This is a genomic window from Cellulomonas sp. NS3 (assembly GCF_024757985.1).
Lineage (GTDB): Bacteria > Actinomycetota > Actinomycetes > Actinomycetales > Cellulomonadaceae > Cellulomonas_A.
The window spans coordinates 3,770,371-3,795,770 of record NZ_CP103289.1 but is presented as its reverse complement, the minus strand read 5'-3'; the positions used below and the strand labels follow the sequence as shown (position 1 = coordinate 3,795,770).

The window sequence follows — 25,400 nt, the reverse complement described above, 5'->3', positions numbered from 1 at the left end:
AGCCCGGACCCGCGCGTGGCCCGGGCTCGTTGCGTGGGCGTCACGCCGCGCCGAGGTACCCGTTCGGGTCGAGCACGTACTTCTGAGCCGCGCCCGCGTCGAACTCGGCGTAGCCCTGCGGGGCCGTCTCGAGCGTGATCGGCTTGGCGTTGACGTTCTTCGCGATGCTCACCCGGTCGTGCAGGATCGCCGTCATCAGGTCACGGTTGTACTTCATCACCGGGCACTGGCCGGTGGTGAAGGACAGCGACTTGGCCCAGCCCGTCCCCAGGCTGAGAGAGAGCGAACCCTTCTGTGCAGCCTCGTCGATACCACCCGGGTCGCCTGTGACGTACAGGCCGGGGACGCCGAGCGCCCCGCCCGCCTTGGTGATGTCCATGAGTGAGTTGAGCACCGTGGCGGGTGCCTCGTGGCTCGCGTCGTGGCCGTGACCGCGGGCCTCGAAGCCGACAGCGTCCACGCCGCAGTCCACCTCAGGCACACCGAGGATCTGCTCGATCTGCTCCGCGGGGTCACCCTGCGAGACGTCGATCGTCTCGCAGCCGAAGCTCCGTGCCTGAGCAAGCCGGTCCTCGACCATGTCGCCGACGATGACGACCGCTGCACCCAGCAGCTGGGCACCGGTGGCGGCCGCGAGGCCGACCGGTCCGGCCCCGGCCACGTAGACGGTCGCGCCGACCCCCACGCCTGCGGTGACCGCACCGTGGAAGCCCGTGGGGAAGATGTCCGACAGCATGGCCAGGTCGAGGATCTTCTCCATCGCCCGCTCCTTGTCGGGGAACGTCAGCAGGTTCCAGTCCGCGTAGGGCACGAGCACGTACTCCGCCTGGCCCCCGACCCACCCACCCATGTCCACGTAGCCGTAGGCGCTGCCCGGGCGGTCAGGGTTGACGTTGAGACAGATGCCCGTCTTGCGCTCCTTGCAGTTGCGACAGCGTCCACACGCGATGTTGAAGGGCACCGACACGAGGTCGCCCACCTTGACGAACTCCACGTCGCGGCCCACCTCGACCACCTCACCGGTGATCTCGTGGCCGAGGACGAGGTTCGCCGGCGCGGTGGTACGACCGCGGACCATGTGCTGGTCCGAGCCGCAGATGTTGGTTGCGACCGTCTTCAGGATCGCGCCATGGTGCACCTCGCGCCCGACGTTCGCGGGGTTCACGCCGGGTCCGTCCTTCAGCTCGAACGTCGGGTAGTCGATGTCGATGACCTCGACCTTGCCCGGGCCCTTGTACGCGACAGCTCTGTTTCCTGACACGTCGATCCTCCTCGACCGAGTCGGCCGTCCGCTCGGGTTGCGGGACGACCCACGTCCTCTCACCATCTCGCCACTCATGTCGTCTGGCGAGGGTCACGGCTGCACCTGTGCTGTTCGTGCGGATCGCCGTCGTGACCATCACCGGCCCGTGGGGTCTCGGAGGGGACGCCGACGCGCCGGGCCTGTCGGTCAGGCGCGGCGCTCGCGTGCGGTGACGCGCAGGCCCGACGCGCGCAGCCGCCGGACGAGCTCCTTCGCGCCGACGGGCTCGGCGCCGAGCTGGACGAGCTCGTCGTAGCGCTCGTCGGGGATGTCGTAGTGGTCGCGGTCGAACCCGCGGCGCGGGACGCCGGCGCGCTCGGCGAACGCGTGCAGCTCCTCGAGCGACGTGTCGCTCACGAGGTGGCCCCAGAGGCGGCCGTGCTGCGGCCACATGGGCGGGTCGACGAGCACGGTCACGCCCCCGAGCCTACGTCCGTGCGCCGTCCGGCGGACGCGCGCGAGCTCGCGCCGCTGTCCCCGCGCGGTGGGCGGCCGCGCCCGAGCGCACCGGCTCCCGCACGTGGCGTCCGTGGGTCCTTGGTCCCGGTCGCTCGGTTGGAGAGCGACCCGAAACCACAGACACGGACAGATACAAGCGCACAAGGCGGCCGGAACGTGTTGACTTCGGACCGAAACGGAACTAGACAAGCCCTTACACAGATGGATCCGGCGGAAACGGACCATCGCACATCGCTGTGAGGGGCACTCGTGTACGCGACGGAGCGTCAGCAGGAGATCCTGGCCTGGGCACGCCGGGACGGCCGGGCGGAGGTCAAGGACCTCGCCGAGGCGCTCGACGTCACCCCGGAGACCGTGCGCCGCGACCTGACCGCGCTCGAGCGGCGCGGCCTCCTGCGCCGCGTGCACGGGGGCGCCATCCCGGTCGAGCGCCTCGGCATCGAGCCCGCGGTCGCCGACCGCGAGTCGCGCATGGCCGGCCAGAAGGAGCGCATCGCCAAGGCCGCGCTCGACGAGCTCCCCGACGGCGGCTCGATCATCCTCGACGCCGGCACCACGACCATCCGCCTCGCCGAGATGCTCCCCACCGAGCGCGAGCTCACCGTCGTCACGCACAGCCTGCCCGTCGCGATGCTCCTCGCGACCCGGCCCCACATCACGCTGCACCTGCTGGGCGGGACGGTCCGCGGGCGCACGCTCGCCGCCGTGGGGCCGTGGGCGGAGAGCGCGATGGCCGACGTCTACGCCGACGTCGCGTTCCTCGGCACCAACGGCATCACCACGGAGCGTGGCCTCACGACCCCGGACCTCGTCGAGGCCCGCGTGAAGCGCGCCCTCGTCGCCGCCGCGCGCCGCACCGTCGTCCTCACGGACCACACGAAGTTCGGCCGCGTCGACTTCGCCCAGGTCGTGCCGCTGTCCGCGGTCGACACCCTCATCACCGACTCCCAGCTCGAGCCCGATCTCGCCGAGGAGATCGAGGCCGCCGGCCCCCGGGTGGTGCGCGCATGAGCGGCGCCGCCGGCCCCTCGGCGTCGACCGCCGACCCCACCACGACGTCCCCCGACGTCACACGAAGGAGAACGATGAACGTCTTCCGCTTCTACGCCCCCGGTGACGTCCGCCTCGAGGACGCCCCGGAGCCCCAGGTGGGGCCCGGCGAGGTCAAGCTCCGCGTGCGCGCCTGCTCGATGTGCGGCACCGACGTCAAGATCTCGACCGCCGGCCACCAGCGCATCGTGCCCCCGCGCATCATGGGCCACGAGATCGCGGGCGAGGTCGTCGAGGTCGGCGACGGCGTCGAGGGCTGGGTCCCCGGCGACCGCGTCCAGGTCATCGCCGCGATCCCGTGCGGCACGTGCGACTTCTGCACCGCGGGCGCCATGACGATCTGCCCGAACCAGGTCTCGATGGGCTACGACTTCGAGGGCGGCTTCGCGCCGTACACGATCGTCCCCCAGCAGGTCCTCGCGGTCGACGGGCTCAACCGGATCCCCGAGAACGTCTCGTTCGCCGAGGCCAGCGTCGCCGAGCCGTTCGCCTGCGCGATCAACGCGCAGGAGATCGTGGACGTGCACGAGGGCGACGACGTCGTCGTCGTCGGCTCCGGCCCGATCGGCTGCCTGCACGTGCGCCTGGCCCGGGCCCGCGGCGCCAAGCGCGTCGTGCTCGTCGAGCTGAGCCGGTCGCGGCTCGACCTCGCGTCGGCCGTCGTCAACCCCGACCTGGCCGTGTGCTCGGCCGAGGAGGACCCGGTCGAGGCCGTCAAGGCGTTCTTCGACGGCAAGGGCGCGACGGTCGTCATCACCGCGGCCGCGTCGGGCGCCGCGCAGGAGCAGGGGCTGCTCATGCTCGCCCCGCAGGGCCGCATCAGCTTCTTCGGCGGCCTGCCCAAGGACAAGCCGACGATCACGCTCGACTCGAACCTCGTGCACTACAAGGAGCTCACGATCGTGGGCGCCAACGGATCGAGCCCGGCGCACAACCGCCAGGCGCTCGCCTACATCGCCGACGGCAGCGTGCCCGTCGCCGACCTCATCACCCACCGCCTGCCGCTCGACCAGATCGTCGAGGGCATCGAGATCGTGCGGTCGGGCGCGGGCATCAAGGTCACGGTCGAGCCGTGACGCACGACGCCGGCCACCACCCTCCGGCCGGCGACCAGTGAGGTTCCCGGCCCGCCAGGCGGCGGGCCGGGCGCAGGGGCGAAACAAGGTCAACGACGATCAGCGCCGCCCCGGGCACCGACGCCCGGACGCGCACCACCACGATGGGAGTGTGAGCCCGTGTCCGCTACGACGGCACCGGCCGCCGGCACCGCCACCCGGGGCAAGGCCATCCAGGTCAAGCTCCAGAAGTTCGGCGCCTTCGCCAGCAGCATGATCATGCCCAACCTCCCGGCCTTCCTGGCCTGGGGACTGATCACGACCCTGTTCATCTCCGTGGGCTGGTGGCCCAACGGGATCCTCGGCGGCTTCGGCAACGCCGACGTGATGAGCTGGCAGGGCGCGGCCACCGCGCTCGCGCAGGCCGAGGACGGCACGACGTTCCGCCAGTACGTGGGACTCGTCGGCCCGATGATCACCTACCTGCTGCCGCTGCTCATCGCGAACGCCGGGGGCCGCGTGGTCTACGGCGAGCGCGGCGCCGTCGTGGCGTCGATCGTCGCGGTCGGCATGATCACCGGCAGCACGATCCCGATGTTCCTGGGCGCGATGATCGTCGGCCCGCTCTCGGCGTGGGTGATGAAGAAGATCGACGCCCTCTGGGAGGGCAAGATCCGGGCCGGCTTCGAGATGCTCGTCAACATGTTCGCCGCCGGCATCGCCGGTGCGGCCATGGCGGTCATCGCCTTCTTCGGCTTCGCGCCGCTCATCACGCGGGTCTCCGAGTGGCTCGGGGACGGCGTCGGCTGGCTCGCCGACAACGGCCTGCTGCCGGTCATGAGCATCATCGTCGAGCCGGCCAAGGTGCTGTTCCTCAACAACGCCATCGGCAACGGCGCGCTCGTGCCGCTCGGGGCGCAGCAGGTCGCGGAGACCGGCAAGTCGCTGCTCTTCCTGGTCGAGGCGAACCCTGGGCCCGGCCTCGGGATCCTCCTGGCGTACACGTTCTTCGGGATCGGCATGGCGAGGAGCAGCGCACCGGGCGCCGCGATCATCCAGTTCTTCGGCGGCATCCACGAGGTCTACTTCCCGTTCGTCCTCATGAAGCCGGCGCTCATCATCGCCGCGATCGCCGGAGGTGCGACCGGTGTCGCGACGAACGCCGCGTTCGGCAGCGGCCTGCGTGGCCCGGCCGCCCCGGGGTCGATCTTCGCGGTGTACGCGACGACCGCGCGCGGCTCGTTCCTCGGCGTGACCCTGTCCGTCGTCCTGTCGTTCCTCGTCACGTTCCTCATCGCCGCGGTCATCCTGCGGGCCTCGCGCAAGCGGGACCTCGAGAGCGGCGGCGGGGACCTGCAGGCCGCGATCGCGCAGACGGAGGCGAACAAGGGCAAGTCGAGCTCGGCGCTCGGTGCGCTCGCGGGTGCCGCCGGCGCGACGTCGGCCTCCGCGACCGACCCCGTCCGGCCCGTCCGCTCCATCGTCTTCGCGTGCGACGCGGGCATGGGCTCGTCGGCGATGGGCGCGAGCATCCTGCGCGACAAGCTCAAGAAGGCCGGCCGCACCGACGTCACGGTGGTGAACCGCGCGGTCGCCACGCTCGACGACTCGGCCGACCTCGTCATCACGCACCGTGAGCTCACCGACCGGGCGCGGGGCCACGCCCCGACGGCGCGCCACGTCTCGGTCGAGAACTTCCTCTCGAGCCCCGTGTACGACGACATCGTGCGCGAGCTCGCCGCCGACAGCGAAGGGGCGAAGGCATGACCGAGATCCTCGCGCCCGGGGACGTGGTCCTCGCGACGTCCGCCGCCACGAAGACCGACGCCGTCCGCGAGGCGGGCGCGGTGCTCGTCCGGGCCGGTGCCGTCGAGCCTGCGTACGTCGACGCGATGCTCGAGCGCGAGCGGTCGATGTCCACCTACATGGGGAACTACCTCGCCATCCCGCACGGCACCGAGGAGGCGAAGGGCACCATCACCCGCTCGGCGCTGTGTCTCGTGCGCTACGACGAGCCCGTCGACTGGGACGGCGAACCCGTCCGCGTCGTCGTCGGCATCGCCGGGGTCGGGGACGAGCACCTGGAGATCCTGTCGAGGATCGCCCTCGTCTTCGCCGACATGGAGCAGGTGCAGCGCGTGCTCGACGCGCCGACCGCGGCCGAGCTGTACGCGGTCCTCCAGCAGGTGAACGAGGAGTAGGGACGCGGCCCTCGGTGGTGGTGCGCACACCACCACCGAGGGCCGTCGCTCCCACCCGCCGCACGCCGACAGCAGCCAGGAGACACCGATGATCGTCACGGTCACCCCCAACCCCAGCGTCGACCGTGCGCTGGACCTGGACCACCTCGCGGTGGGGGAGGTCAACCGGGCGCACGAGACCCACGTGCACGCGGGCGGCAAGGGCATCAACGTGTCGCGGGCGCTCGTGGCGCACGGGCACGCGACCCGCGCGGTCCTGCCGGCCGGTGGTCCCGACGGCGAGCTCCTGGTGCGGCTCCTCGAGGAGCAGGGCGTCCCCGCGCACGCGGTCCCGGTGACCGGGGAGACGCGCTCCAACATCACGCTCGTCGAGCGCACGGGCGTCACGACGAAGGTCAACGCCCCCGGGCCGGCGCTCCCGCCCGACGACGTCACGGCGCTGCTCGACGCGGTCGACGCCGAGGTCGCCGGCGGCGCACGGCTCGTCGTCGGCGCCGGGAGCCTGCCCGTCGGCGCCGGGGTCGACTTCTTCGTCCGGCTGTCGGCGCTCGCCGGCCGCCACGGTGTGCCGTGCGCGCTCGACACGTCCGGGGAGCCGCTCGTGGCCGCGGTCGAGGCGGGCGGGCTCGACGTCGTGAAGCCCAACGACGAGGAGCTCGGTGCCCTCGTCGGGCGGGACATGGTGGTCGTCGGCGACGTGGTCGACGCCGCCCGGTCCGTCGTGGACCGCGGCACGCGGCAGGTGCTCGTGAGCCTGGGGCCGCACGGCGCGCTGCTCGTCGACGCCACGTCCGTGTGGTGGGCCGGCGGCCCGCCGCTCGTGCCCGCCTCGACGGTCGGCGCCGGCGACGCGACCCTCGCGGGCTTCCTCGCGGCGGTCGACGAGGAGCCGTCGACGCGGCTCGCGACCGCCGTCGCCTGGGGGCGCGCCGCCGTCCTGCTCCCCGGCACCGCGGTGCCCACGCCCGCCGACGTGCGCCTCGACGAGGTGCGCGTCCTCGAGTCGCCCCACCCGGACGTCGCTCTCAAGGAGCTGTGACCCGCCCGCACCCGTTCGCCGCACCCGTCCGCCGCACCGTCGCGGCGTCACCTCTGGAAAGGAACTCTCGATGTCCCAGCGCACCGTCACCATCGGATCGAAGGTCGGCCTGCACGCACGGCCCGCGAAGCTCTTCACGGCGGCCGCGGCCGCGACGGGCACCAAGGTGCTCATCGCCAAGAACGGCGGCACGCCCGTCGATGCGTCGAGCATCCTGCGCGTCATGACGCTCGGCGCCAAGTTCGGCGAGGAGGTCACGCTGACCGCCGAGGGCGAGGGCGCCGACACGGCGCTCGACCAGCTCGCGACGATGCTCGCGTCCGACCTGGACGCGGTGGCGGAGTGAGCACCCTGCGGGGGGCGGGCGTCGGCCGCGGCGCGGTCGTCGGCCCGGTGGCGCGCGCCCACCCCGCGCCGTCCGTGGACGCGTCCGCCCCGGCCGAGGTGGACCGCGCGGCGGCCACGGCATCCGTCGTCGCGGCGTTCGCGTCGGTGGCCGACACGCTCGAGGCCCGCGCCGAGCGGTCGAGCGGGACCGTGGCGAACGTCCTCACGGCCACCGCGGCGATGGCCCGCGACACCGAGCTGACGGACCAGGTCGCCGTCCGGATCGACGCCGGGCAGTCCGCGCCGTTCGCCGTGGACCGGGCCGTCGCCGAGTTCGTCGACCTGTTCACGCAGGCCGGCGGTTACCTCGCCGAGCGCGTCACCGACCTGCTCAGCGTGCGCGACCGCGTCGTCGCGCTGCTCACCGGCCAGCCCGAGCCGGGCGTCCCGGCACTCACCGAGCCCGCGGTCGTCGTCGCCGACGACCTCTCGCCCGCCGACACCGCGGCCCTCGAGCTCGACAAGGTGCTCGCGATCGTCATCGAGCGCGGCGGCCCCACCGGGCACACGGCGATCATCGCCGGGCAGCTCGGCATCCCGTGCGTCGTCCGGGTCGTCGGCGCCTCCGCGCTCACCGACGGCACGGTCGTCGCCGTCGACGCGGCGGCCGGCACGATCGTCATCGACCCCGACGATGACGTCCGTGCCCGCGTCGAGGTGCGCCGCCGCGGCCTCGCGACGCTCGCCGAGACCACCGAGGCCGGCCGCACGTCCGACGGCCACGCGGTCGCGCTGCTCGCCAACATCGGCACCGCCGAGGACGCCGAGCGGCTCACCGGCGCAGCCGTCGAGGGCGTCGGGCTGTTCCGCACCGAGGTCCTCTACCTCGGCCGGACCACCGCGCCCACCGAGGACGAGCAGGCCGAGCAGTACGCCCGGGCGCTCCGCGGCCTCGAGGGCCGCAAGGTCGTCATCCGCACGCTCGACGCGGGCGCCGACAAGCCGCTCGCGTTCGTCACGCGCGACGGCGAGGAGAACCCGGCGCTCGGCGTCCGCGGCTTCCGTCTCGTGCGGGCCGCCGAGGACCTGCTCCTCACGCAGCTGCGGGCCATCGCGCGCGCGGCCGAGAACACGGGCGGCGAGCCGTGGGTGATGGCGCCCATGGTCGCGACCGTCGAGGAGGCCGCGCAGTTCGCGGCCCTCGCGCGCGACGCCGGCGTCCGCACCGTCGGGGTCATGGTCGAGGTGCCGTCCGCGGCGCTGCGGGCCGCCGACCTGCTCGCCGAGGTCGACTTCATCTCGATCGGCACCAACGACCTCGCGCAGTACACGATGGCGACCGACCGGCTGCTCGGCGAGCTCGTCGACCTGCTCGACCCGTGGCAGCCCGCCGTGCTCGACCTCGTGGCGACCGCCGCCGCGGCCGGCACGTCCGCCGGCAAGCCCGTGGGCGTCTGCGGGGAGTCGGCGGCCGACCCGCTCATGGCGCTCGTCCTCACCGGCATGGGCGTCACGAGCCTGTCGATGTCGCCCGCCGCCGTGCCCGGAGTCCGGTTCGCGCTCAGCCGGCACTCGCTCGACGCCTGCCGGGGTCTGGCGAAGGTGGCTCGGGCGGCTCGCACCGCCGCCGACGCGCGTGCCGCGTGCCTCGCCGAGGTGGACCCGGAGGTGCGGGAGATCCTGGCGCTCTGAGGTGGCGCTCTGAGGTGGCGCTCTGGAGGGGCGCTGGGTGCGGACGATCCACGCGCTCAGCGGCGGGGCGCGCGCTGACGAACGACGCGCGACGCCGCACGAACGGATGCACGAAGAACGACGCGGTCGCCGGACTCACCCCGGCGGCCGCGTCGTTCGTCGTTGTCGCCGGCGGTCACCAGGGACGGCCTGGGTCCCCGATCACGCCCGGCTGTCAGCAGCCGGGGCCGTGGGGGTTGGTGTGGCAGTTGTCGGCGACGAGGTGGCTGGTGGCGTCGTGGATGGTGACGGTGGGCAGGGGGCTGGTGGTGGTGGCGGTGCCGTTGATGGGGTGCCAGGTGGTGGTGCCGGTGATGAGGTACTGGCCGGTCCAGGTGGTGGTGAGGGTGGGGGTGTAGGTGCCGAGGTGGGGGTAGGGGTGGCCGATGACGCCGGTGGGGTAGACGGGGTCGCCGGGGTGGTGGTCGTGGCCGGTGGGGTAGGGGGTGCCGGGGTGGGTGGTGGTGCGGTGGGTGCCGTCGCCGAAGTCCCAGGTGAACTCGGTGGGGGTGGCGCGGACGGTGATGGGGAAGCCGAGCAGGGTGGTGGGGTGGTCCTGGGGGTCGGCGGTGGTGTGGACGACCAGGCCGAGTCCGGTGAGCAGGTTGGGGTTGGGGGGTTGCGGGGTGACCGGGGAGGGGGTCAGGGGCAGGCGGCGGAAGTCCTCGGCGGTGAACTCGGGCAGGACGTCCTGGGGGCAGTAGTAGTCGCTGATCCGGTCCCAGCGGGTCCAGGGGGCGTCTTCGGCGGTGCGGGTGCGGGACCACAGGGGGAGCAGCGGGGTGATGCCGGGTCCGCAGTCGGGTGGGGTGATCGCTCCGTCGCCGGGGTCGCACGCCCCGTCCAGGGTCGACGTGAGGAACTGGGAGGACACGTCGCACAGCTCCGCACGGGCGTACTCCACCAGCGTCACCGCAGGAGCACCGGACGCCTGTGCGGCAATCCACGCGGCCGCCTGTGCCGCGGCCCTCTTCGCATTCATGTTGATGACGTTGCCGACGGCCTCGCCTCCCAAGCCTTCGGCAGCGAGGGCAGGTAGAGGTATTCCGGCCACAGCCGCTGCCGCGAGTGCCGATGCGAGACCGGCACCGAGGAGTGTGGCCCTACTGCTGCGCCGCATCGACCTGTCCTTCCCGGACGATCCATGAGCCGGCGTCGCGAACGATCGCCAGGTGCACGGCGAAAGTCTTTGGTCCGTCGATCCGGTCGACGATGTTCCCCTTCGAGTCGTACTCCTGACCAGGGCCTTGCGTCACGTCGAGGTCCACCGCGAAGTACACGCCTGAGTCGATCTCGACGGCATCCGACGACGAGATCGACGTCACCGTCCCCTCCTGGTGGTTCCCCTTCGCGTGCATCTCCTCAGCGTTTGTCACAACGCTGGAACAGAACACGCACTCGGGGTGGCTGAGCGCCTTCCACGCTGTGAGGTCGCCGGTGTTGTAGACGTACGGGTACAGCGACAGAAAGTACGTCGCTGCGGCGACCGCCCCGTCGACGCCGGCATCATCCATCGCTGCCGGCCGCTCGGGCTCGGGTGTCGTCGTCGGCGTTGGCGTCGGTGATGCCGTGGGAGTCGGACTCGCCGTGCGTGTAGGGCTGGGCTCGGCGGGAGGCTCGCCGGTGCATGCTGTCAACAACGTCGCCACGACCACCACCCCGCTCACCGCGGCCCCCGCCGGACGGTACCCCCGAAGGTGTCGAGCAGAGCGGCGGGCGTCGTCGGCCGCACGAGGCGAAGGCATGCCCGCGAACCTAGCGAAACCGGGGCGAGCCGGTCACCGTGCGCCCAGCATCTGTGGACAACCGGGGCCGTGGCGTCCCGGTCGGACGAGGCGTCGACACACTTCCCTGGCGCCGGCGACAGGGAAGTGTGAACCGGCTCCCGTGATGGTCGGTGGACGGTAGGCGGCGGAGCGCGGAAAGGGTGCGTGGTGCGCGTCCTCCCGCCGCTCCGCCGCGTGCGTCAGCGCAGGAACAGCCGCGAAGCCTGGTCCTCCGCGTCGGAGTACGTGCGCGCGGCGGCTGAGAGCGCCGCGGTGATGTGGTCGAGCGACTGCTCGACGCGGGCCTGCGTCGCGGACCACTCGGTCATGACGCCGGCGAACGCGGTGGCCGCACCGCCGCGCCAGGCGCTCTGCAGCTCGGCGAGCTGGCGCTGCATCGCCGCGACCTCGCTGCGGACCGCCGCCGTGCGAGCCTGGACCCCGGCGGCTGCCTGGGCGACCAGCGCGCTGTCGACCTCGTACCTGCTCATCTCGTCCTCCTGTGCTCGTGGAGGTCCGGACGCTACGCATGCGTCGACGCGGTCGAGCGCCGGATCCCGGAGGACGTCGGCGCCGCGTGTCAGTGACGGGCTGTGGGCGGCTGAGCGGCGAGCGACGTCTGCGCGTCGGCAGCCGGCTCCGCGGCGTTCGCGTCGGACGCCGTCTCGTGCCCGTCGGAGGCTGCCGTGCCCGACTCCGCGTTCGCCGCGTCGATCTTCGCGAGCTCCTTCTCGAGCCGCTGGAGCTCGGCGCCGAGGTTCTGGCGCGCGGCCTCCTCCCACGCCGCCCCGAGCGGGCTCACGAAGAGGCTCGTGCGGCCGAGGAGCTTGCGGACGATGTTCACGCGGGCCCGCACGTAGTGCTCGACGGGCAGGTGCGCGTACTCCGCGCGGATGTCGTGCAGGTAGGACTTGTAGCGCTGCGGCTCCGCGGCCAGCATCGCGAGGTCCGCGTCGCAGAGGACCGCGCAGTCGAAGTCGGACGCGTCGGTGCTGTGACGTCGGAGCGCTACCACCAGGTCGTGCACGCGGCGGGCGCGCTTCTCGGACACCCCGAGCGCCGTGAGCTCCTCGAGCGCGAGGCGTGCGCTCGCGAGCTCGTCCTCGCCGCCCCTGTTCGCGTACGCCGCGGCGTCCGCGGAGTCGAAGATCGCCCCGTGGTACCAGGCCGCCAGGCGCACGAGGTCCGGCTCGTGGGTCTCGGCCGCGAGCTCGTCGACCCGGGCGAGGACGTCCACGAGGTGCTTGAGGTTGTGGAAGTCGCGTCCCTTGGCGGACCAGCGGTCCACCAGGGCGACCCCTGCTGCCTTGATCTCCTCGGGCGGGGCGGTGGCCCCGGCCCCCCGTGCGCTGCGGACGAACGCGGAGAGCAACCACTGCGGTGCGTCGTAGACGCCCATGACCAGCCTCACGAACGGTGACCCTTGCTTCGGACCCGACATCGTAACCACGCCGCCGGGCGAGGACCTACGCGTCGAGGTCAGTGTTCGTCGTGGGCTGAGGCGGCCGTCCTGCGCGCGTCGTCGGCGTCGGTGGCCGACGGCTCGGGGTCGTCCGCGGACCCGTCCTCGACGTCTCCCGGCCTCGCGAGCGGGAGGGCCACCCGCACGGTGGTCCCGCCGCCCGGGGTCTGCGCGAGGCCGACCTCGCCGCGGTGGGCCGTGACGATCGCCGCGACGATCGCCATGCCGAGACCCGCGCCGCCGCCCGTGCCCCCACCTGCCGTCCCGCCGCGCGTGCGGCTCGCGTCGACCCGGTAGAACCGCTCGAACACGCGCGCGGCGTGCTCCGGGTCGATGCCCGGCCCGTGGTCGCGCACCTCGAGCACGCCCTCGCCCGGCCGGTCGGCGAGCACCCCGACCGACAGCTCGACCGGGGTCCCCTCCGGCGTGTGCTGCACGACGTTGCCCACGAGGTTGGACACGACCTGGCGCAGCATCCGCTCGTCGCCCGCGACGACGCAGGACCGCAGCGGTGCGCCGTCCGGGGCGAGCAGCGCCGTCGCACGTGACGGGTCGAGCGCGTGCAGGTCGCTCAGCGCGTCGGCCGCGAGGACCGCGAGGTCGACGTCGTCGAGGCGCATCGGGCGGCCGTCGTCGAGCCGGGCGAGGGCGAGCAGGTCCTCGACGAGCCCGCCCATCCGGGTCGCCGACTCCTCGACGCGCCGGAACGTGTCGTCGACCTGGTCCTTCTCGGTCAGCGCCCCCATGCGGTACAGCTCGCCGTACCCGCGGATCGCCGCGAGCGGGGTCCGCAGCTCGTGCGAGGCGTCCGCGACGAACCGCCGCATGCGCGCCTCGGACGCCGTGCGGTCCGCGAACGCGCTCTCGATCTGCGCGAGCATCCCGTTGAGCGCCGCTCCGAGCCGGCCGACCTCGGTGGTCTCCGGCGCCGTCGGGACGCGCCGGGAGAGGTCTCCCGCGGCGATCGACGCGGCGGTCGACTCGATCTCGCGCAGCGGGCGCAGCGACCGCCGCACCGCCCAGCTGCCGGCGAGCGCACCGAGCACGATGATGCCGAGCCCGCTCGTGAGCAGCAGGAGCGTGATCCGCTTGACGGTGCGCTGGACGTCGCCGAGCGGCAGGCCGACGCTGACCGTGCCGATCGCCTCGCCGCCGCTCGACATCGAGAACGCGACGAAGCGCCACGACGACGCGGGGCGGTTGCTCGGGACCTCGAACGGCTGACGGTCGGTCGCGCGCGCCTCGGCGGGGCTCAGCTCCGGGGGCGCGGGGACGCCGTACTCCCGGTAGGTCGTGTCCCGGCCGGAGATCTTGCGGCCGCCGAGGACGTCCGTGACGACCAGCACGTAGTCGGTGGGGAGGAACGACGTCTCGCCCGGACGGGTGTCCCCGAAGATGCTGTCCGCCTCGCGCTGCGCGAGGTACTCGGCCTCGGTCTCGAGGCGCCGGTCGACCTGCCCGACGAGGTAGCGCTCGAGCAGCGTCGCGGTCGTGAGCCCGGCGATGAGCAGGCCGAGCGCGAGCAGCGTCGTGATGATCCCGACGAGCCGGGCGCGCAGCGGGACGCCGAGCCACGCGGCGCGGACCCGGTCGGCCACGAGCGCCGACCGGGAGCCCCGGGACGCGCGGTCGCCCGCTGCCGCCGGCTCCCCGCCCGGCGCCCGACCGGTCGTCGGCTCCTCGCCCGGTCCCCGCGCCGGACCGGTGGCCGGTTCGCCGGCGGCCGTCTCCGGCACCGCGCCCGCGCGGGGCTCCCCGGCGGCGTGCGACCGGCCCGGGGCAGGAGCGCCGGCGGGCGTCGCGCTCACGGGTTCGCGACGCGGCGCAGCAGGTACCCGACGCCGCGCTTGGTCTGGATGAGGGGTTCGACGGGCTGACCGCCGGGCCCGGTGACCTGGTCGACCTTGCGGCGCAGGTAGGAGATGTAGGACTCGACGATGTTCGCGTCGCCGCCCCAGTCGTACTGCCAGACGTGGTCCAGGATCTGCGACTTCGACAGGACCCGGCCCGGGTTGAGCATGAGGTAGCGCAGGAGCTTGAACTCGGTGGGGGAGAGGTCGACGACCTGGCCGGCGCGGCGGACCTCGTGGCTGTCCTCGTCGAGCTCGAGGTCGCCGACGCGCAGGATGCTCGACTCGTCGACGTCGCCCGGGTGCGTCCGGCGCAGCACCGCACGGATGCGTGCCACGACCTCCTCGAGGCTGAACGGCTTGGTCACGTAGTCGTCGCCGCCGACCGTGAGGCCGGTGACCTTGTCGGACGTGTCGTCGCGCGCGGTGAGGAACAGGACGGGGACGTGCTGGCCCTTCTCGCGCAGCCGTCGCGTCACGGTGAAGCCGTCCATGTCGGGGAGCATCACGTCGAGGACGACGAGGTCCGGCTCGACCTGCCGCGCGAGCCGCAGCGCCGAGGCGCCGTCGGCGGCGGCGTGCACCTCGAAGCCGGCGAAGCGCAGCGACGTCGCGAGCAGCTCGCGGATGTTCGGCTCGTCGTCGACGACGAGCAGGCGCGCCTCGGGCTGCACAGGGGTCCCCGTCATCTCCCCAGTGTGCGTCGCGGGGCTGGGAGCGACCTGGGAGGACGCTGCGGACCGCGTGGCGGAGGGCGCGTTCCGGGTCGTGCGCCGGGCACGCCGACGCCCGCGGCCCGGTCGCTGCAGGAGCGTTCCGGACGCGCGGGCGTCGGGGTGGAGCGGCAGGCGTCAGGCCGGGGCGGACCCGCGCTTGAGCGCTGCGAGCCGGGCCTCGACCTCGAGGTTCTGGCCGGACGCCTCGAGCTCCTCGAACTGCGCGTCGATCGACGACGCGGCGAGCTCGGCGTGGCCCTGGACGCGGGCCTCCTCGCGGCGCACCTTGTCCTCGAAGCGCGAGAGCTCGCTCGTCGGGTCGAGCACGTTGATCGAGCCCAGGGCGTCCTGCAGCTGGGACTGCGCCTGGGCGCTCTTCTGGCGCGCGACGAGGTTGTCGCGGCGGTTCTTCAGGTCCGCGAGGCGCTCCTTCGAGGCGGCGAGCCCGGCCTTGAGCTTCTCGACCGTCTCCGTCTGCGACGCGATGAGCGGCTCGGCGTCCTTGGCCTCCTGCTCGGCGGCGATCTGCTTGCCGAGCGCGACCTTCGCCAGGTTGTCGAACTTGTCGGCGCCCGCGGCGTCGCCGGCCGTGCGGAGCTGGTCGGCCTTCGAGGACGCGGCGAGCGCCTTCTGGCCCCAGCTCGCCGCCGACGCGATGTCCTCGCGGTGGTCCGCCTCCGCGAGGCGGAGGTTGCCGATCGTCTGGGCGACGGCCTCCTCGGCCTCGGCGATGTTGTTGGTGTAGTCGCGGATCAGTTGGTCGATCATCTTCGCGGGGTCCTCGGCCCGGTCGAGCATCGCGTTGATGTTGGCGCGGGCCAGCGTCGTGATGCGGCCCAGGATCGTCTGCTTCTCGGTCATCGTGCGTCCCTCTCGTCGTGCGACGCGCCCGGGTGGGCCGTCGTCGCGCCTGCTCCTGCGTCGTCCGTGTCCTGTGGGGGGTCGCCGCGGCTCGTCAGAAGCGCCCGCCCCCGCCGAAGCCGCCGCCGTCGCCCCCGCCGCCCCCACCGAAGCCGCCGCCACCGAAGCCACCGCCCCCGAAGCCCCCGCCGCCGCCGCGCAGCAGCGAGTCGAGCAGGATCCCGCCGAGGACCATGCCGCCGACGTTCGAGCCGCCGCCGCCGAGGCCGCCGTACCCGGACCGCTGACGGCGCTGGTCCTCCCAGTCCTGCACGTCGAGCTGCGCGAGGTGCTGGGCCTCGCCCGCGAGCTCCCCGGCCCGGTGCGCGAGCGCGAGCGCCCCCGCGGCGTCGGTCGCGGCGTCGCGGTGCGCCTGCTGCGCGAGCCGCGCAGCCTCCGAGAGCCGGGTGCGGGCCTCCGGGCCGACCGCGCCGCGCCGGGTCTCGATGTAGTCGTGCACGGCCCGGATGTGCGACGCGAGCCGCCCGAGGAGGTCGTCGAGCTGCGCACGCGCCCGGGCCTCGTGCTCGGCGCGCTCGCGGAACGGCTCGAGGGTCTCGTCGAGCCGGGCCTCCGCGGCGCGCACGTCCCGCAGCGCCGCGAGCGGGTCGCCGCCCGAGCGTGCCGCCTCCGCCGCCGCAGCGGCCGCACGGCCCGCCTGGACCGCGGCCTGCACCGCGGGCTCGCGCGGCGCGAGGCGGTCGGCGTCGTCGAAGTCCGCGCTGATCGAGGCGATCGCGGCCGTGAGGTCGGCGCCCGCCCGGGCGAGGTCCTGCCCTCCGCGGTCGACCGCGTCGAGCAGCGTCACCGCCTGCGCGACGGCGTCCTGCGCGGCGCGGGCGGCACCGACGGCGGCACCGCGGTCGTCCGCGGCGAGCGCCTCACGGCCCCGCGCGACGGACTCGTGCGCGCCGGTGAGCAGCGCGGCGGCCTGGTCGGGGTTGGGGGTGACCGACGCGAGCGCCGCGGGCGGGTACGTCGTCGCGAGCTGCGCGACCGTCGCGCGCGCCGGCTCGACGCGCGCGGCCACCTCGGTCGCGCGCTGCTCGGCGTCGTCGAGCACCTCCGGAGCGCGCGCCTGCAGGTCGCGCATCTTCTCGAACTCCTCGGTGTGCGCGTCGAGGGAGTCGGCGGCGACCTGGCACGTCTCGATGATCGCGATCATGATCTGCCGGGCCTGCGGCTCGGTCTCGGGCGTCGAGTCGTCGAGCTGCTGACGCCACCGGAACGCCTCGGAGACCCGCGTTCGCGCCTCGTCGAGCGCGGCGCTGAACCGGCGGGTGGCCTCGAGCCCGAACTGCGCCTGCGCGAACCCGAGCTCCTGCGCGGAGGTGGTCAGCGCGTCGTCGATCGCGACGAGGGCCTGGCTCGCGCGGCGGTTGAGCTCGGCCGTCGGCAGCGCGGCGAGGCCCTGCGGCGCGGCACCGGCCGGCTGCGCTGCCCCCTGGCCGGCGGCCGCGCGACGACGGACGAGCGAGCGGACCACGAGGACGACGAGCAGGACGACGAGCCCGATCACCAGCAGCGTGCCGAATCCGCCGCCCCCACCGGACGCAGCGGTGCCGGTCCCGAGCGCGGCGTCGCGCAGCCCGTCGGCGGCGGCCACGGCCGCGCCGGCCCAGTCGTCCTCGCTCAGCCGCGGCTCGACGAGGTCGACCCGCACACGTGTGGCCTCCTCCTCGGTGATGTCGCCGGTGCTCTGCACCCACATGCCGTAGCGGCGCTCGTCGACCGCGACCGCGAGGATCACGTCCTCCGGCCCGAGGCCCGACGCCACCGCCGTCTCGCGCGCCCACTGCTCGCCGTCGCGCCCCGAGAAGCCGTCGACGTAGACCACGAACAGGTCGTACGCGGTGTCGTCGGACAGGCGGTCGAGGCTCGCCTGGACCTCCGCGGTGCTGCCGTCGAGGGCACCGACCTGGTCGGTGATCTGACCCGGCACGTTCAGCGGCTCGACGGCGGCGGCGGGCGACCCGAGGCCGAGCGCGGTGAGCAGCCCGAGCAGGACGACCACGCCGGCGGCGGCCGCGCGGGTGAACCGCCGGGCGGGCACCGCACGGGTGAGCCCGGGTGCGGAGGCGGACGGGGCCGGGACGCGACGGTGGCTCACCCGTCGATACTCGACCGGGCGGGGCGGCGGTGCAAACGAGGGGCGCCCCGTTAGCTCGGAGGTGTCGGTGCAGGTCGGCGGCCGAGCGGGCGTCCGGGCTGCTCCGCCGACCGGAGGTGCGCGGGGTGCGCCGGGCCCCCCGGGGAGCGGACGGTCGCGCCGTGCGCCGCCGAGAGCCCGGGCAGACCGGGACGAGCCGGGCGCACGTGACGGGGGTCGCCTGAACGGTGCACCGCGTGACGTGCGGGTTTACGTCCTCGGCGGGGCCGGGAGTACCGTCCTCGCGTGACCTACCAGACTCCCGGTGTCCCCGCCACCTCTGGCGCGCGTGTCGTGACCGTCATCCAGAACAGCGCCGACGTCCCGCTCGACCGGTTCGCCGACTGGCTCACCGGCGTCGAGCTGCGGACGGTGCACGCCTACGCGGGCGAGGCCGTGCCCTCGTCGGCCGACGAGGTCGGCGACGGGCTCATCGTGCTCGGCGGCCAGATGTCCGCCGTCGACGACCAGGTCGCCCCCTGGCTGCCCGAGGTCCGCGCGCTGCTCGTCGACGCGTCGACGTCGGGCGTCCCGACGCTCGGCATCTGTCTGGGCGCGCAGCTCCTCGCGGTCGCGCGAGGCGGTCGCCTGCAGGTCGCGGCCCCTCCCGGGCGCGAGGCCGGTGTGATCGACGTGCAGTGGCGCCCCGAGGCCGTCGGTGACCCGATCCTCGACGGGCTCCAGGACCTCGACCTCGCCGACGACCGCCGCAGCACCCCGCAGCCGAGCATGCACGCGGACGCGGTCGTCGACCTGCCGCGCGGCGCCACGTGGCTCGCCTCGTCGGCGACGTACCCGTACCAGGCGTTCCGCGTCGGGTCCGCGTGGGGCCTGCAGTTCCACCCCGAGGCCGGTCCCGAGCTGCTCGCGGCGTGGGCCGCGACGCACGACGAGGTCGACACCGCCGCCCTGCGCGCCGAGTACGACCGACGGGCCGACGAGGTCGCTGCGGGCGGCCGCGCCGTCGCGCAGGCGTTCGCGCTGCTCGTCCACGAGCGCGCCGACACGATGCCCGAGCTCGTCTGACGTTCCCCGCACGCGGGTCGCGCACCCCCGGTCCCTCGTGGGCCGGGGGTGCGCGCGTCTGCGGGGGCTGGCAGTCCGGGTCTGCGGTCGCGACGCGCGAGGGCCGGCGGCAGCGTCGGTCTCGGCGTTGACACCCCTTCCGCACCACGCGTACTTTACCAATTGGAAAATTAACCGAGCGGTACAGTAGCGACGTGCCTGCCGATCCGCTCAGCCAGACGTTCGCCGCTCTCGCCAGCCCGGTGCGCCGCGCGATCCTCGCCCGGCTCGCCGAGGGGGAGGCGACCGTCAACCAGCTCGCCGAGCCGTTCGACCTGACGCTCCCCGCGGTGTCCAAGCACCTCAAGGTGCTCGAGCAGGCGGGGCTCATCAGCCGGAGCCGCGAGGCGCAGTGGCGGCCGTGCCGGCTCGAGCCGGCGCAGCTCGACACCGCGGCGGAGTGGCTCGACCGGTACCGGGACGTCTTCACCGAGCGCCTCGACCTGCTCGACCGCGAGATCCGACGCCTGAAGAGCGACACGACTGGGGCAGACCATGACTGACACCGAGCTGATCGTCGAGCCCGGCCGGCAGGACCTCGTGATCCGCAGGACGTTCGACGCGCCCGTGGAGCTGGTCTGGGCCGCGTACACCGACCCTGCGCGCGTGCCCGCGTGGTGGGGCGGCTCCCGGTTCGACACCCGCGTCGTCGAGATGGACGTGCGCCGGGGCGGCAGCTGGCGCTTCGTGACGACCAACCGCACGGACGGCACCGGGTACGCGTTCCGCGGCGTCTACCACGACGTCGTGCCGGGGGAGAGCATCGTCGCGACGTTCGAGCTCGAGCAGGGCGGCCCGGGCTACCTCCAGCTCACGACCGACACGTTCACGGAGCACGACGGCGCCACGACCCTCACGAGCGTGGTGCTGTTCCAGTCGGTCGAGGACCGCGACGGGTGGGTGCCGACGGACATGGACTCCGGGATCCGGGAGGCGACAGACCGGCTCGCCGCGGTGGTCCGGCAGGCGTCGGCCGCAGGAGCGGCGGCACCGGCGGACGCGGCGCTGCGGCTCGACGTCGTCGCGAGCCGGACGGTCGACGCGCCGGTCGAGCGCGTGTGGGCGGCCTGGACGGAGCCCGAGGGCGTCCGGGCGTGGTGGGGGCCCGCGGGCTGGACGTGCCCCGAGGCTGTCATGGACGTGCGGGTCGGCGGCTCGTCGCGGGTGACGATGCGGTCGCCCGACGGTCACGACGTGCACAACCTCTGGACGTGCTCGGCCGTCGACGCCCCGCGCCGGCTCGACTTCGTCCTCGAGTTCTGCGACGCGGCGGGGCGGGTCGTCGACCCCACGGAGCTCGGCCTCCCGCCGGGGATCCCCGTGCCGGTGCCGCATGTGCTGACGTTCGAGGAGCTCCCCGCGGGCGGCACGCGCCTCACCGTCACCGAGCACGGCTACACGTCCGAGGCCACGCAGCAGATGTCCCTCGCGGGCCTCGAGCAGACCCTCGACAAGCTCGTCGCGAGCGTCGCCGGAGCGCGCCCGGGAGGGTGAGGCCGGTGCGGCGCGGCAGCCCGGTGCGGGTGCACCGAGCGGCCGCGCCGAGCAGGCCGAGCGGCGTCAGTCCGCCGCGGGCTCGCCCGTCGCGAGGTCCTCGGCGTCGAGGATCGTGTACGCGTAGCCCTGCTCCGCGAGGAAGCGCTGGCGGTGCGCCGCGAAGTCCTGGTCGACCGTGTCGCGCGCGACGACCGCGTAGAAGTGCGCCGTCCGCCCGTCGCCCTTGGGCCGCAGGAGCCGGCCGAGCCGCTGTGCCTCTTCCTGGCGGGAGCCGAACGACCCCGACACCTGGATCGCGACCGACGCCTCGGGGAGGTCGATCGAGAAGTTCGCGACCTTGCTGACCACGAGCTTCGTGATCTCGCCCGCCCGGAACGCGTCGTAGAGGCGCTGGCGCTCGGTGACCGAGGTCGCGCCCGTGATGACGTCGGCCTGGATGTGGTCGGCGAGCTCCTCGAGCTGGTCGAGGTACTGGCCGATCACGAGCGTCGGCTCGCCCTCGTGCTTCGCGACGAGCTGCTCGACGACCCGGTTCTTGCCCGGCGCCGTCGCCGCGAGGCGGTACTTGTCCTCGGGCTCGGCCGTCGCGTAGAGCATCCGGTCGCGCTCGGGCAGCGTCAGGCGCACCTCGACGCAGTCGGCGGGCGCGATGTAGCCCTGCGCCTCGATGTCCTTCCACGGCGCGTCGAACCGCTTGGGGCCGATGAGGCTGAACACCTCGTCCTCCCGGCCGTCCTCGCGCACGAGCGTCGCGGTCAGCCCGAGGCGGCGGCGCGCCTGCAGGTCCGCCGTCATGCGGAAGATCGGCGCCGGCAGCAGGTGGACCTCGTCGTACAGCACGAGGCCCCAGTCGCGGGCGTCGAGAAGCTCGAGGTGCGTGTAGACGCCCTTCCGCTTGGTTGTCAGGACCTGGTAGGTCGCGATCGTGACGGGCTTGATCTCCTTGCGGGCGCCCGAGTACTCGCCGATCTCGTCGGCGGTGAGCGTCGTGCGCTTGACCAGCTCGTCGCGCCACTGCCGGGCGCTGACCGTGTTGGTCACGAGGATGAGTGTCGTCGTCTGCGAGCGCGCCATGGCCCCGGCGCCGACGAGCGTCTTGCCCGCGCCGCAGGGGAGCACCACGACGCCCGAGCCGCCGTGCCAGAACCCCTCGACGGCCTGCTTCTGGTACGGGCGCAGGTCCCAGGGCTTCGGCTGCCCGTCGGGCCCGAGGTTCGACTCGCCGGACGTGTCGAGCGCGATCGCGTGCGCCTCGCCGTCGACGTACCCGGCGAGGTCCTCCGCGGGCCAGCCGAGCTTGAGCAGCACCTGCTTGAGGTGGCCGCGCTCGCTCGGGTGGACGACGACGTCGGTGTCGTCGATCCGCGTCCCGACGAGCCCGGCGGTCCGCTTCGAGCGGAGCACCTCCGCCATCACGGCGCGGTCGAGCGCGTGCAGGACGAGACCGTGCACCGGGTGCTGGATCAGCTGGAGCCGGCCGTAGCGCGCCATGGTCTCGGCGATGTCGACGAGCAGCGCGTGCGGCACCGGGTAGCGCGAGTAGTCGAGCAGGACGTTGACGACCTGCTCGGCGTCGTGGCCCGCGGCGCGCGCGTTCCACAGCCCCAGCGGCGTGAGCCGGTAGGTGTGCACGTGCTCAGGCGCGCGCTCGAGCTCGGCGAACGGCGCGATCGCCCGGCGGCACGCCTCCGCCTGGTCGTGGTCGACCTCGAGCAGCAGCGTCTTGTCGCTCTGCACGATCAGGGGGCCGTCAGTCATGCGTCTCCTCGGTCGGTGTGCCGGGCGGGGCCGGCGGGTCGTGCTGAGCCTCGTCGGAGGCGGCGGGTGGCTCGGGGGCGGACGGCACCCGGGTCACGGAGGCGATGCGGTGCACCGCGACGGTCAGCTCGGCGTCCCTCGCCGGGTCCACCGCACGCAGGCGACCGGCGTCGACCCGGAGCGGACGCACGAGCCGGCGCTGCGGGACCCCGTGGTGGTCGACGAGCTCGAGCCACACCTGCGTCCGGTCGGCGACCGCCTCGCGCAAGATCCCCAACGCCGTCGCGGGGTCGGCTGTTCCCTCCGGCGCGGGCCCGGTCGCCGGACGGGCGGTCGACGGGGTGCCGGTGGAGGCGGTGCCCGGGTCAGCCCCGGCGTCGGTGGCGCCGCCGGGGCTCGCGGTGCCGTCGGTGCGGCGGCCGTCCGCCGTGCCGTCCGTGCCCGACGACGCACCGTCCGCCGTGCCCGACGAGGTGCCGTTCGCCGTGACGGAGGTGGTCCCGTTCGCGGAGCCGGCGGCAGGGCCGGCGCCCGGGCCGTCCGCGCGCGGGGCCGCCGCGAGCTCGGCCGCCGCCCGTGCACGCTCGGCCTCGACGAGCCGCTGCTGCGCCTCCCGGAGCTCGAGCGCCCGGGCCTGCGCGGCGCGGTCGGCCTCGCGCGCGGCCTGCTGCACCTCCTCGGCGCGGCGCAGGTCGGGCACGAGCGCGGCGAGGCGCTCGCGGCGCGCGGCGCTCGCGGGCGCGCCGTCGTCGGCGTGCGCGGGGGACACCGGGGCGATGCGGCGGCTGCGCCCGTGCACCCGGCGCACGACCCGCTCGGCGTGCACGATCTGCCCGTTCGACCCCTCGGCCACCGGGGCCAGCCCGCGCTCACGCAGCGCGGCGAGCAGCTCGCGCGTCGAGCCCTGGGAGCCCAGCACGGTGGGTGCGAGCCGGACGAGGCCGAGCGGGGCCAGCCGCGGGTCCTCGACGAGGCCCGCGAGCAGCGCCGGGTCCTCGGCGCGCACGTAGCTGCTGATCGCGCCCGCGCGGAGCCGCCCGTGCCGGCGTGCGGCGTCCCGCACGAGGTACTCGAGCGGCTGCGGCACCGGGCCGCGGGAGTGCGCGGCGAGGTCCGCGAGGAGCTCGTCGGCGGTCGTCCCGGCGTCGAGCGCGCCGCGCACGCTCTCGGGCGTGAAGCGCACGGTCAGGGCGCCACCGCGGGACTCGACGCGGGCGGCCCGCTCGACGAGCGCCTCGAGCGCGGGCGACGGGCGGCCGGGGACGACCCCCGTGAGGTCGGCCTGCAGCAGCATCTCGTCGACGGTCGACGCCAGGGCGCCCACGAGCGCGTCGGCCACGGTGTCGGCGACGGGCCCCGCGCGCCGCTCGAGCACGAGCCCCGGGGCACCGTCCGAGCCGGTGACCGCGGTCAGCAGCGCGCGGCCCGCGGGGGCCAGGGCCCCGGCGGCGACGACCCCGAGCAGCGTCGCCTCGCGCAGCGTCGCCGCGACGGCGTGCTCGGGCGGGACGCTGCGGGGCGTGCGCCACGTGAGCTGGTCGAGGACCTGCGCGGCGTCGAGCGCGACCCCGGGCGGGACGTCGGCGAGCACACCGAGCACCGAGCGGCGCAGCCGGGGTGCCCAGGGCCGCACGAGCTCGGGGTCGAGCGCGGCGCGGACGATGCCGCGGTCGTCCCGGGTCCCGACGAGCCACGCCGCCCGCGCGGTCGCGAGCCAGGTGCGGGCGAGCGTCGACCAGCGGATCGGCAGCTCGGCGGCGAGCCACTCGTCCACCGCGGCGGCCGGCGCGAACGACGGGGTCTCCTCCTCGTCGTCGACCACGAGGCCCGCGGCGCCGGCGAGCTCGACGACCAGGGCGGCCTCGGTGTCGTCGACCTCGAGCCGCGCGGCGACCCGGCGCAGCTCCCGCACACCCAGCCCGCCGGCCCGCAGCACGGGGGCCGGCTCGATCTCCCACGCGCGCACGAGCCCGGCGACGAGGCGCACGACCTGCTCGGCGGCGCGGCCCGACTCCGCGGCGACGACCTCGGGGCTGAGCGGTGCACCGCGTGACGCCCGGCCGGAGACCGCCGTGCGGGCCGCGGCCCCGGTGCCTGGCGGCGCGGCGGCGGCCGGGGTGGCCGGGTCGTCGGCGGCGTCCGCGGCGCCCGCGCCCGGCGGCACGGCCGGGGGGCGCGCGAGGGTGCGGTGGGTGCGTCCGCCGCGCAGCGCGAGCGCAACCGCGCGCGGCAGGAGCACGTGGCGGGCGTCGCCCGGGACGAGGAGGCCCTGGCCGAGCAGCCACTGGACCGCCTCGCGCGCCGGGGTGCGCGGCGCGGGCAGGACCCCGACGGGCGGACCCCACATCAGCGCGTCGAGCACCGAGCGCGCACCGGCGGGTGCGCGGGCGAGCAGCTCCTCGACGGGCTCGCGCCCCGGTGCGGGGCCGTCCGCGCCGCCCGCGGCGTCCGACGCCCGCGCGAGGCCGGCCGGGTAGGGGCCGAACAGGTCCGCGAGGCCGGGAGCGGGGACGAGGGGAACGTCGTCGGCGGCCGGGCCCGCGGAGGCGGCCTCGACCGGGTGCTCGCCCGCGGACCCATGCGCGTCCGGGTCGGTGTCGTCCGTCACGTCGGGACGCACGAGCAGCAGCGCGCGTGCCCGGTCGAGGGCGTCGCGCACGAGCGCGGCGTCCGCGGGGTCGGTCGCGCCGAGCGCGCGCCGCACGTCGTGCGCCGTCACCGGGTCCGCGGGGCCGTGCAGCGCCGCGACGGCCTCGACGACCTGCAGGACCACGGCGTCGACCCCCGCGAGCGCCCGTTCGAGGCTGCTGCGGCTCGTGGCCCGCGCGGCCAGCGAGGACAGCGTCGACGGCGACGGGGTGGCCAGGTCAGGGCGGCGCAGCAGCAGCGCGACGAGCTCGTCGTCGCTCCGCGAGCGCAGGTACGCACTGAACGTGGCCATCCGCTCCACGATACGTGGGCACCAGATCCGGCCGCGCCACGTCCTCAAGCCGCCCGTGCACGCGCCGATGGACAGGAGGACCGGCCGACGTCGCCGGACGCGCCGGCCCCCGGCGCGCAGTCCACGTGCAG

The 25,400-nt window shown here is 74.6% G+C and carries 22 protein-coding genes; 10 read left to right on the top strand and 12 right to left on the bottom strand.

Annotated features, from left to right (window positions below; all coding sequences use genetic code 11):
• Nucleotides 1-40: 40 nt before the first annotated feature.
• Complete coding sequence (fdhA, locus tag NXY84_RS17185) at nt 41-1,261, bottom strand: formaldehyde dehydrogenase, glutathione-independent (protein WP_258724252.1); 1,221 nt, start codon at nt 1,259-1,261, stop codon at nt 41-43.
• A gap of 189 nt (nt 1,262-1,450) precedes the next feature.
• Nucleotides 1,451-1,720, bottom strand: coding sequence for a DUF4031 domain-containing protein (locus NXY84_RS17180; RefSeq protein WP_258724251.1), 270 nt, complete (start codon nt 1,718-1,720; stop codon nt 1,451-1,453).
• A gap of 291 nt (nt 1,721-2,011) precedes the next feature.
• Here NXY84_RS17180 and NXY84_RS17175 point away from each other — a divergent pair, with 291 nt between their 5' ends.
• The 7 genes from NXY84_RS17175 to ptsP all read left to right on the top strand — a co-directional run bounded on the left by NXY84_RS17175 (nt 2,012) and on the right by ptsP (nt 9,126).
• The gene (locus tag NXY84_RS17175) at nt 2,012-2,773 is read left to right on the top strand and encodes a DeoR/GlpR family DNA-binding transcription regulator (RefSeq protein WP_258724250.1); all 762 of its coding nucleotides are present in this window, start codon (nt 2,012-2,014) and stop codon (nt 2,771-2,773) included.
• Nucleotides 2,770-3,888: a zinc-dependent dehydrogenase gene (locus tag NXY84_RS17170; protein ID WP_258724249.1), complete on the top strand. Its 1,119-nt coding sequence runs from the start codon at nt 2,770-2,772 to the stop codon at nt 3,886-3,888. Before NXY84_RS17175 ends, NXY84_RS17170 begins: the two co-directional genes overlap by 4 nt.
• Nucleotides 3,889-4,140: 252 nt before the next feature.
• Nucleotides 4,141-5,634: a PTS mannitol transporter subunit IICB gene (locus NXY84_RS17165; RefSeq protein ID WP_258727258.1), complete on the top strand. Its 1,494-nt coding sequence runs from the start codon at nt 4,141-4,143 to the stop codon at nt 5,632-5,634.
• Nucleotides 5,631-6,068: a PTS sugar transporter subunit IIA gene (locus NXY84_RS17160; protein WP_258724248.1), complete on the top strand. Its 438-nt coding sequence runs from the start codon at nt 5,631-5,633 to the stop codon at nt 6,066-6,068. The genes NXY84_RS17165 and NXY84_RS17160 overlap by 4 nt, the downstream gene beginning before the upstream one ends.
• Before the next feature lie 88 nt (nt 6,069-6,156).
• A complete protein-coding gene (pfkB, locus tag NXY84_RS17155; protein ID WP_258724247.1) occupies nt 6,157-7,107 on the top strand; it encodes a 1-phosphofructokinase in 951 nt (316 codons plus the stop codon).
• 70 nt (nt 7,108-7,177) lie between these two features.
• Complete coding sequence (locus NXY84_RS17150) at nt 7,178-7,453, top strand: HPr family phosphocarrier protein (protein WP_258724246.1); 276 nt, start codon at nt 7,178-7,180, stop codon at nt 7,451-7,453.
• On the top strand, nt 7,450-9,126 hold the full coding sequence (ptsP, locus tag NXY84_RS17145; protein WP_258724245.1) for a phosphoenolpyruvate--protein phosphotransferase: 1,677 nt from the start codon (nt 7,450-7,452) through the stop codon (nt 9,124-9,126). The genes NXY84_RS17150 and ptsP overlap by 4 nt, the downstream gene beginning before the upstream one ends.
• A gap of 214 nt (nt 9,127-9,340) precedes the next feature.
• On the opposite strand, the gene NXY84_RS17140 is transcribed toward ptsP, so the two are convergent.
• The 8 genes from NXY84_RS17140 to NXY84_RS21775 all read right to left on the bottom strand — a co-directional run bounded on the left by NXY84_RS17140 (nt 9,341) and on the right by NXY84_RS21775 (nt 17,969).
• Complete coding sequence (locus NXY84_RS17140; RefSeq protein ID WP_258724244.1) at nt 9,341-10,147, bottom strand: hypothetical protein; 807 nt, start codon at nt 10,145-10,147, stop codon at nt 9,341-9,343.
• A gap of 121 nt (nt 10,148-10,268) precedes the next feature.
• A complete protein-coding gene (locus tag NXY84_RS17135) occupies nt 10,269-10,814 on the bottom strand; it encodes a DUF6318 family protein (RefSeq protein WP_258724243.1) in 546 nt (181 codons plus the stop codon).
• A gap of 317 nt (nt 10,815-11,131) precedes the next feature.
• Nucleotides 11,132-11,422: a WXG100 family type VII secretion target gene (locus NXY84_RS17130; protein ID WP_258724242.1), complete on the bottom strand. Its 291-nt coding sequence runs from the start codon at nt 11,420-11,422 to the stop codon at nt 11,132-11,134.
• An 89-nt stretch (nt 11,423-11,511) separates the two neighbouring features.
• A complete protein-coding gene (locus NXY84_RS17125; RefSeq protein ID WP_396126271.1) occupies nt 11,512-12,342 on the bottom strand; it encodes a hypothetical protein in 831 nt (276 codons plus the stop codon).
• Between the two features lie 68 nt (nt 12,343-12,410).
• Complete coding sequence (locus NXY84_RS17120; RefSeq protein ID WP_258724241.1) at nt 12,411-13,991, bottom strand: sensor histidine kinase; 1,581 nt, start codon at nt 13,989-13,991, stop codon at nt 12,411-12,413.
• Nucleotides 13,992-14,197: 206 nt separating this feature from the next.
• A complete protein-coding gene (locus NXY84_RS17115) occupies nt 14,198-14,932 on the bottom strand; it encodes a response regulator transcription factor (RefSeq protein ID WP_258724240.1) in 735 nt (244 codons plus the stop codon).
• A gap of 162 nt (nt 14,933-15,094) precedes the next feature.
• Complete coding sequence (locus NXY84_RS17110; RefSeq protein ID WP_258724239.1) at nt 15,095-15,820, bottom strand: PspA/IM30 family protein; 726 nt, start codon at nt 15,818-15,820, stop codon at nt 15,095-15,097.
• A 94-nt stretch (nt 15,821-15,914) separates the two neighbouring features.
• Nucleotides 15,915-17,969, bottom strand: coding sequence for a TPM domain-containing protein (locus NXY84_RS21775; RefSeq protein WP_309485013.1), 2,055 nt, complete (start codon nt 17,967-17,969; stop codon nt 15,915-15,917).
• Between the two features lie 285 nt (nt 17,970-18,254).
• Between NXY84_RS21775 and NXY84_RS17100 the strand changes: the two genes are divergently transcribed.
• The 3 genes from NXY84_RS17100 to NXY84_RS17090 all read left to right on the top strand — a co-directional run bounded on the left by NXY84_RS17100 (nt 18,255) and on the right by NXY84_RS17090 (nt 20,567).
• Nucleotides 18,255-19,034: a type 1 glutamine amidotransferase gene (locus tag NXY84_RS17100; RefSeq protein WP_258724238.1), complete on the top strand. Its 780-nt coding sequence runs from the start codon at nt 18,255-18,257 to the stop codon at nt 19,032-19,034.
• 194 nt (nt 19,035-19,228) lie between these two features.
• Complete coding sequence (locus NXY84_RS17095; RefSeq protein ID WP_258724237.1) at nt 19,229-19,576, top strand: ArsR/SmtB family transcription factor; 348 nt, start codon at nt 19,229-19,231, stop codon at nt 19,574-19,576.
• The gene (locus NXY84_RS17090) at nt 19,569-20,567 is read left to right on the top strand and encodes an SRPBCC family protein (protein ID WP_258724236.1); all 999 of its coding nucleotides are present in this window, start codon (nt 19,569-19,571) and stop codon (nt 20,565-20,567) included. Before NXY84_RS17095 ends, NXY84_RS17090 begins: the two co-directional genes overlap by 8 nt.
• Before the next feature lie 66 nt (nt 20,568-20,633).
• Here the strand turns inward: NXY84_RS17090 and NXY84_RS17085 are convergent, their stop codons facing one another.
• Nucleotides 20,634-22,328 (bottom strand): DNA repair helicase XPB, encoded by a 1,695-nt coding sequence (locus tag NXY84_RS17085; protein ID WP_258724235.1) that lies wholly within the window; start codon nt 22,326-22,328, stop codon nt 20,634-20,636.
• The gene (locus NXY84_RS17080; RefSeq protein WP_258724234.1) at nt 22,321-25,269 is read right to left on the bottom strand and encodes a helicase C-terminal domain-containing protein; all 2,949 of its coding nucleotides are present in this window, start codon (nt 25,267-25,269) and stop codon (nt 22,321-22,323) included. Before NXY84_RS17080 ends, NXY84_RS17085 begins: the two co-directional genes overlap by 8 nt.
• Nucleotides 25,270-25,400: the final 131 nt, after the last annotated feature.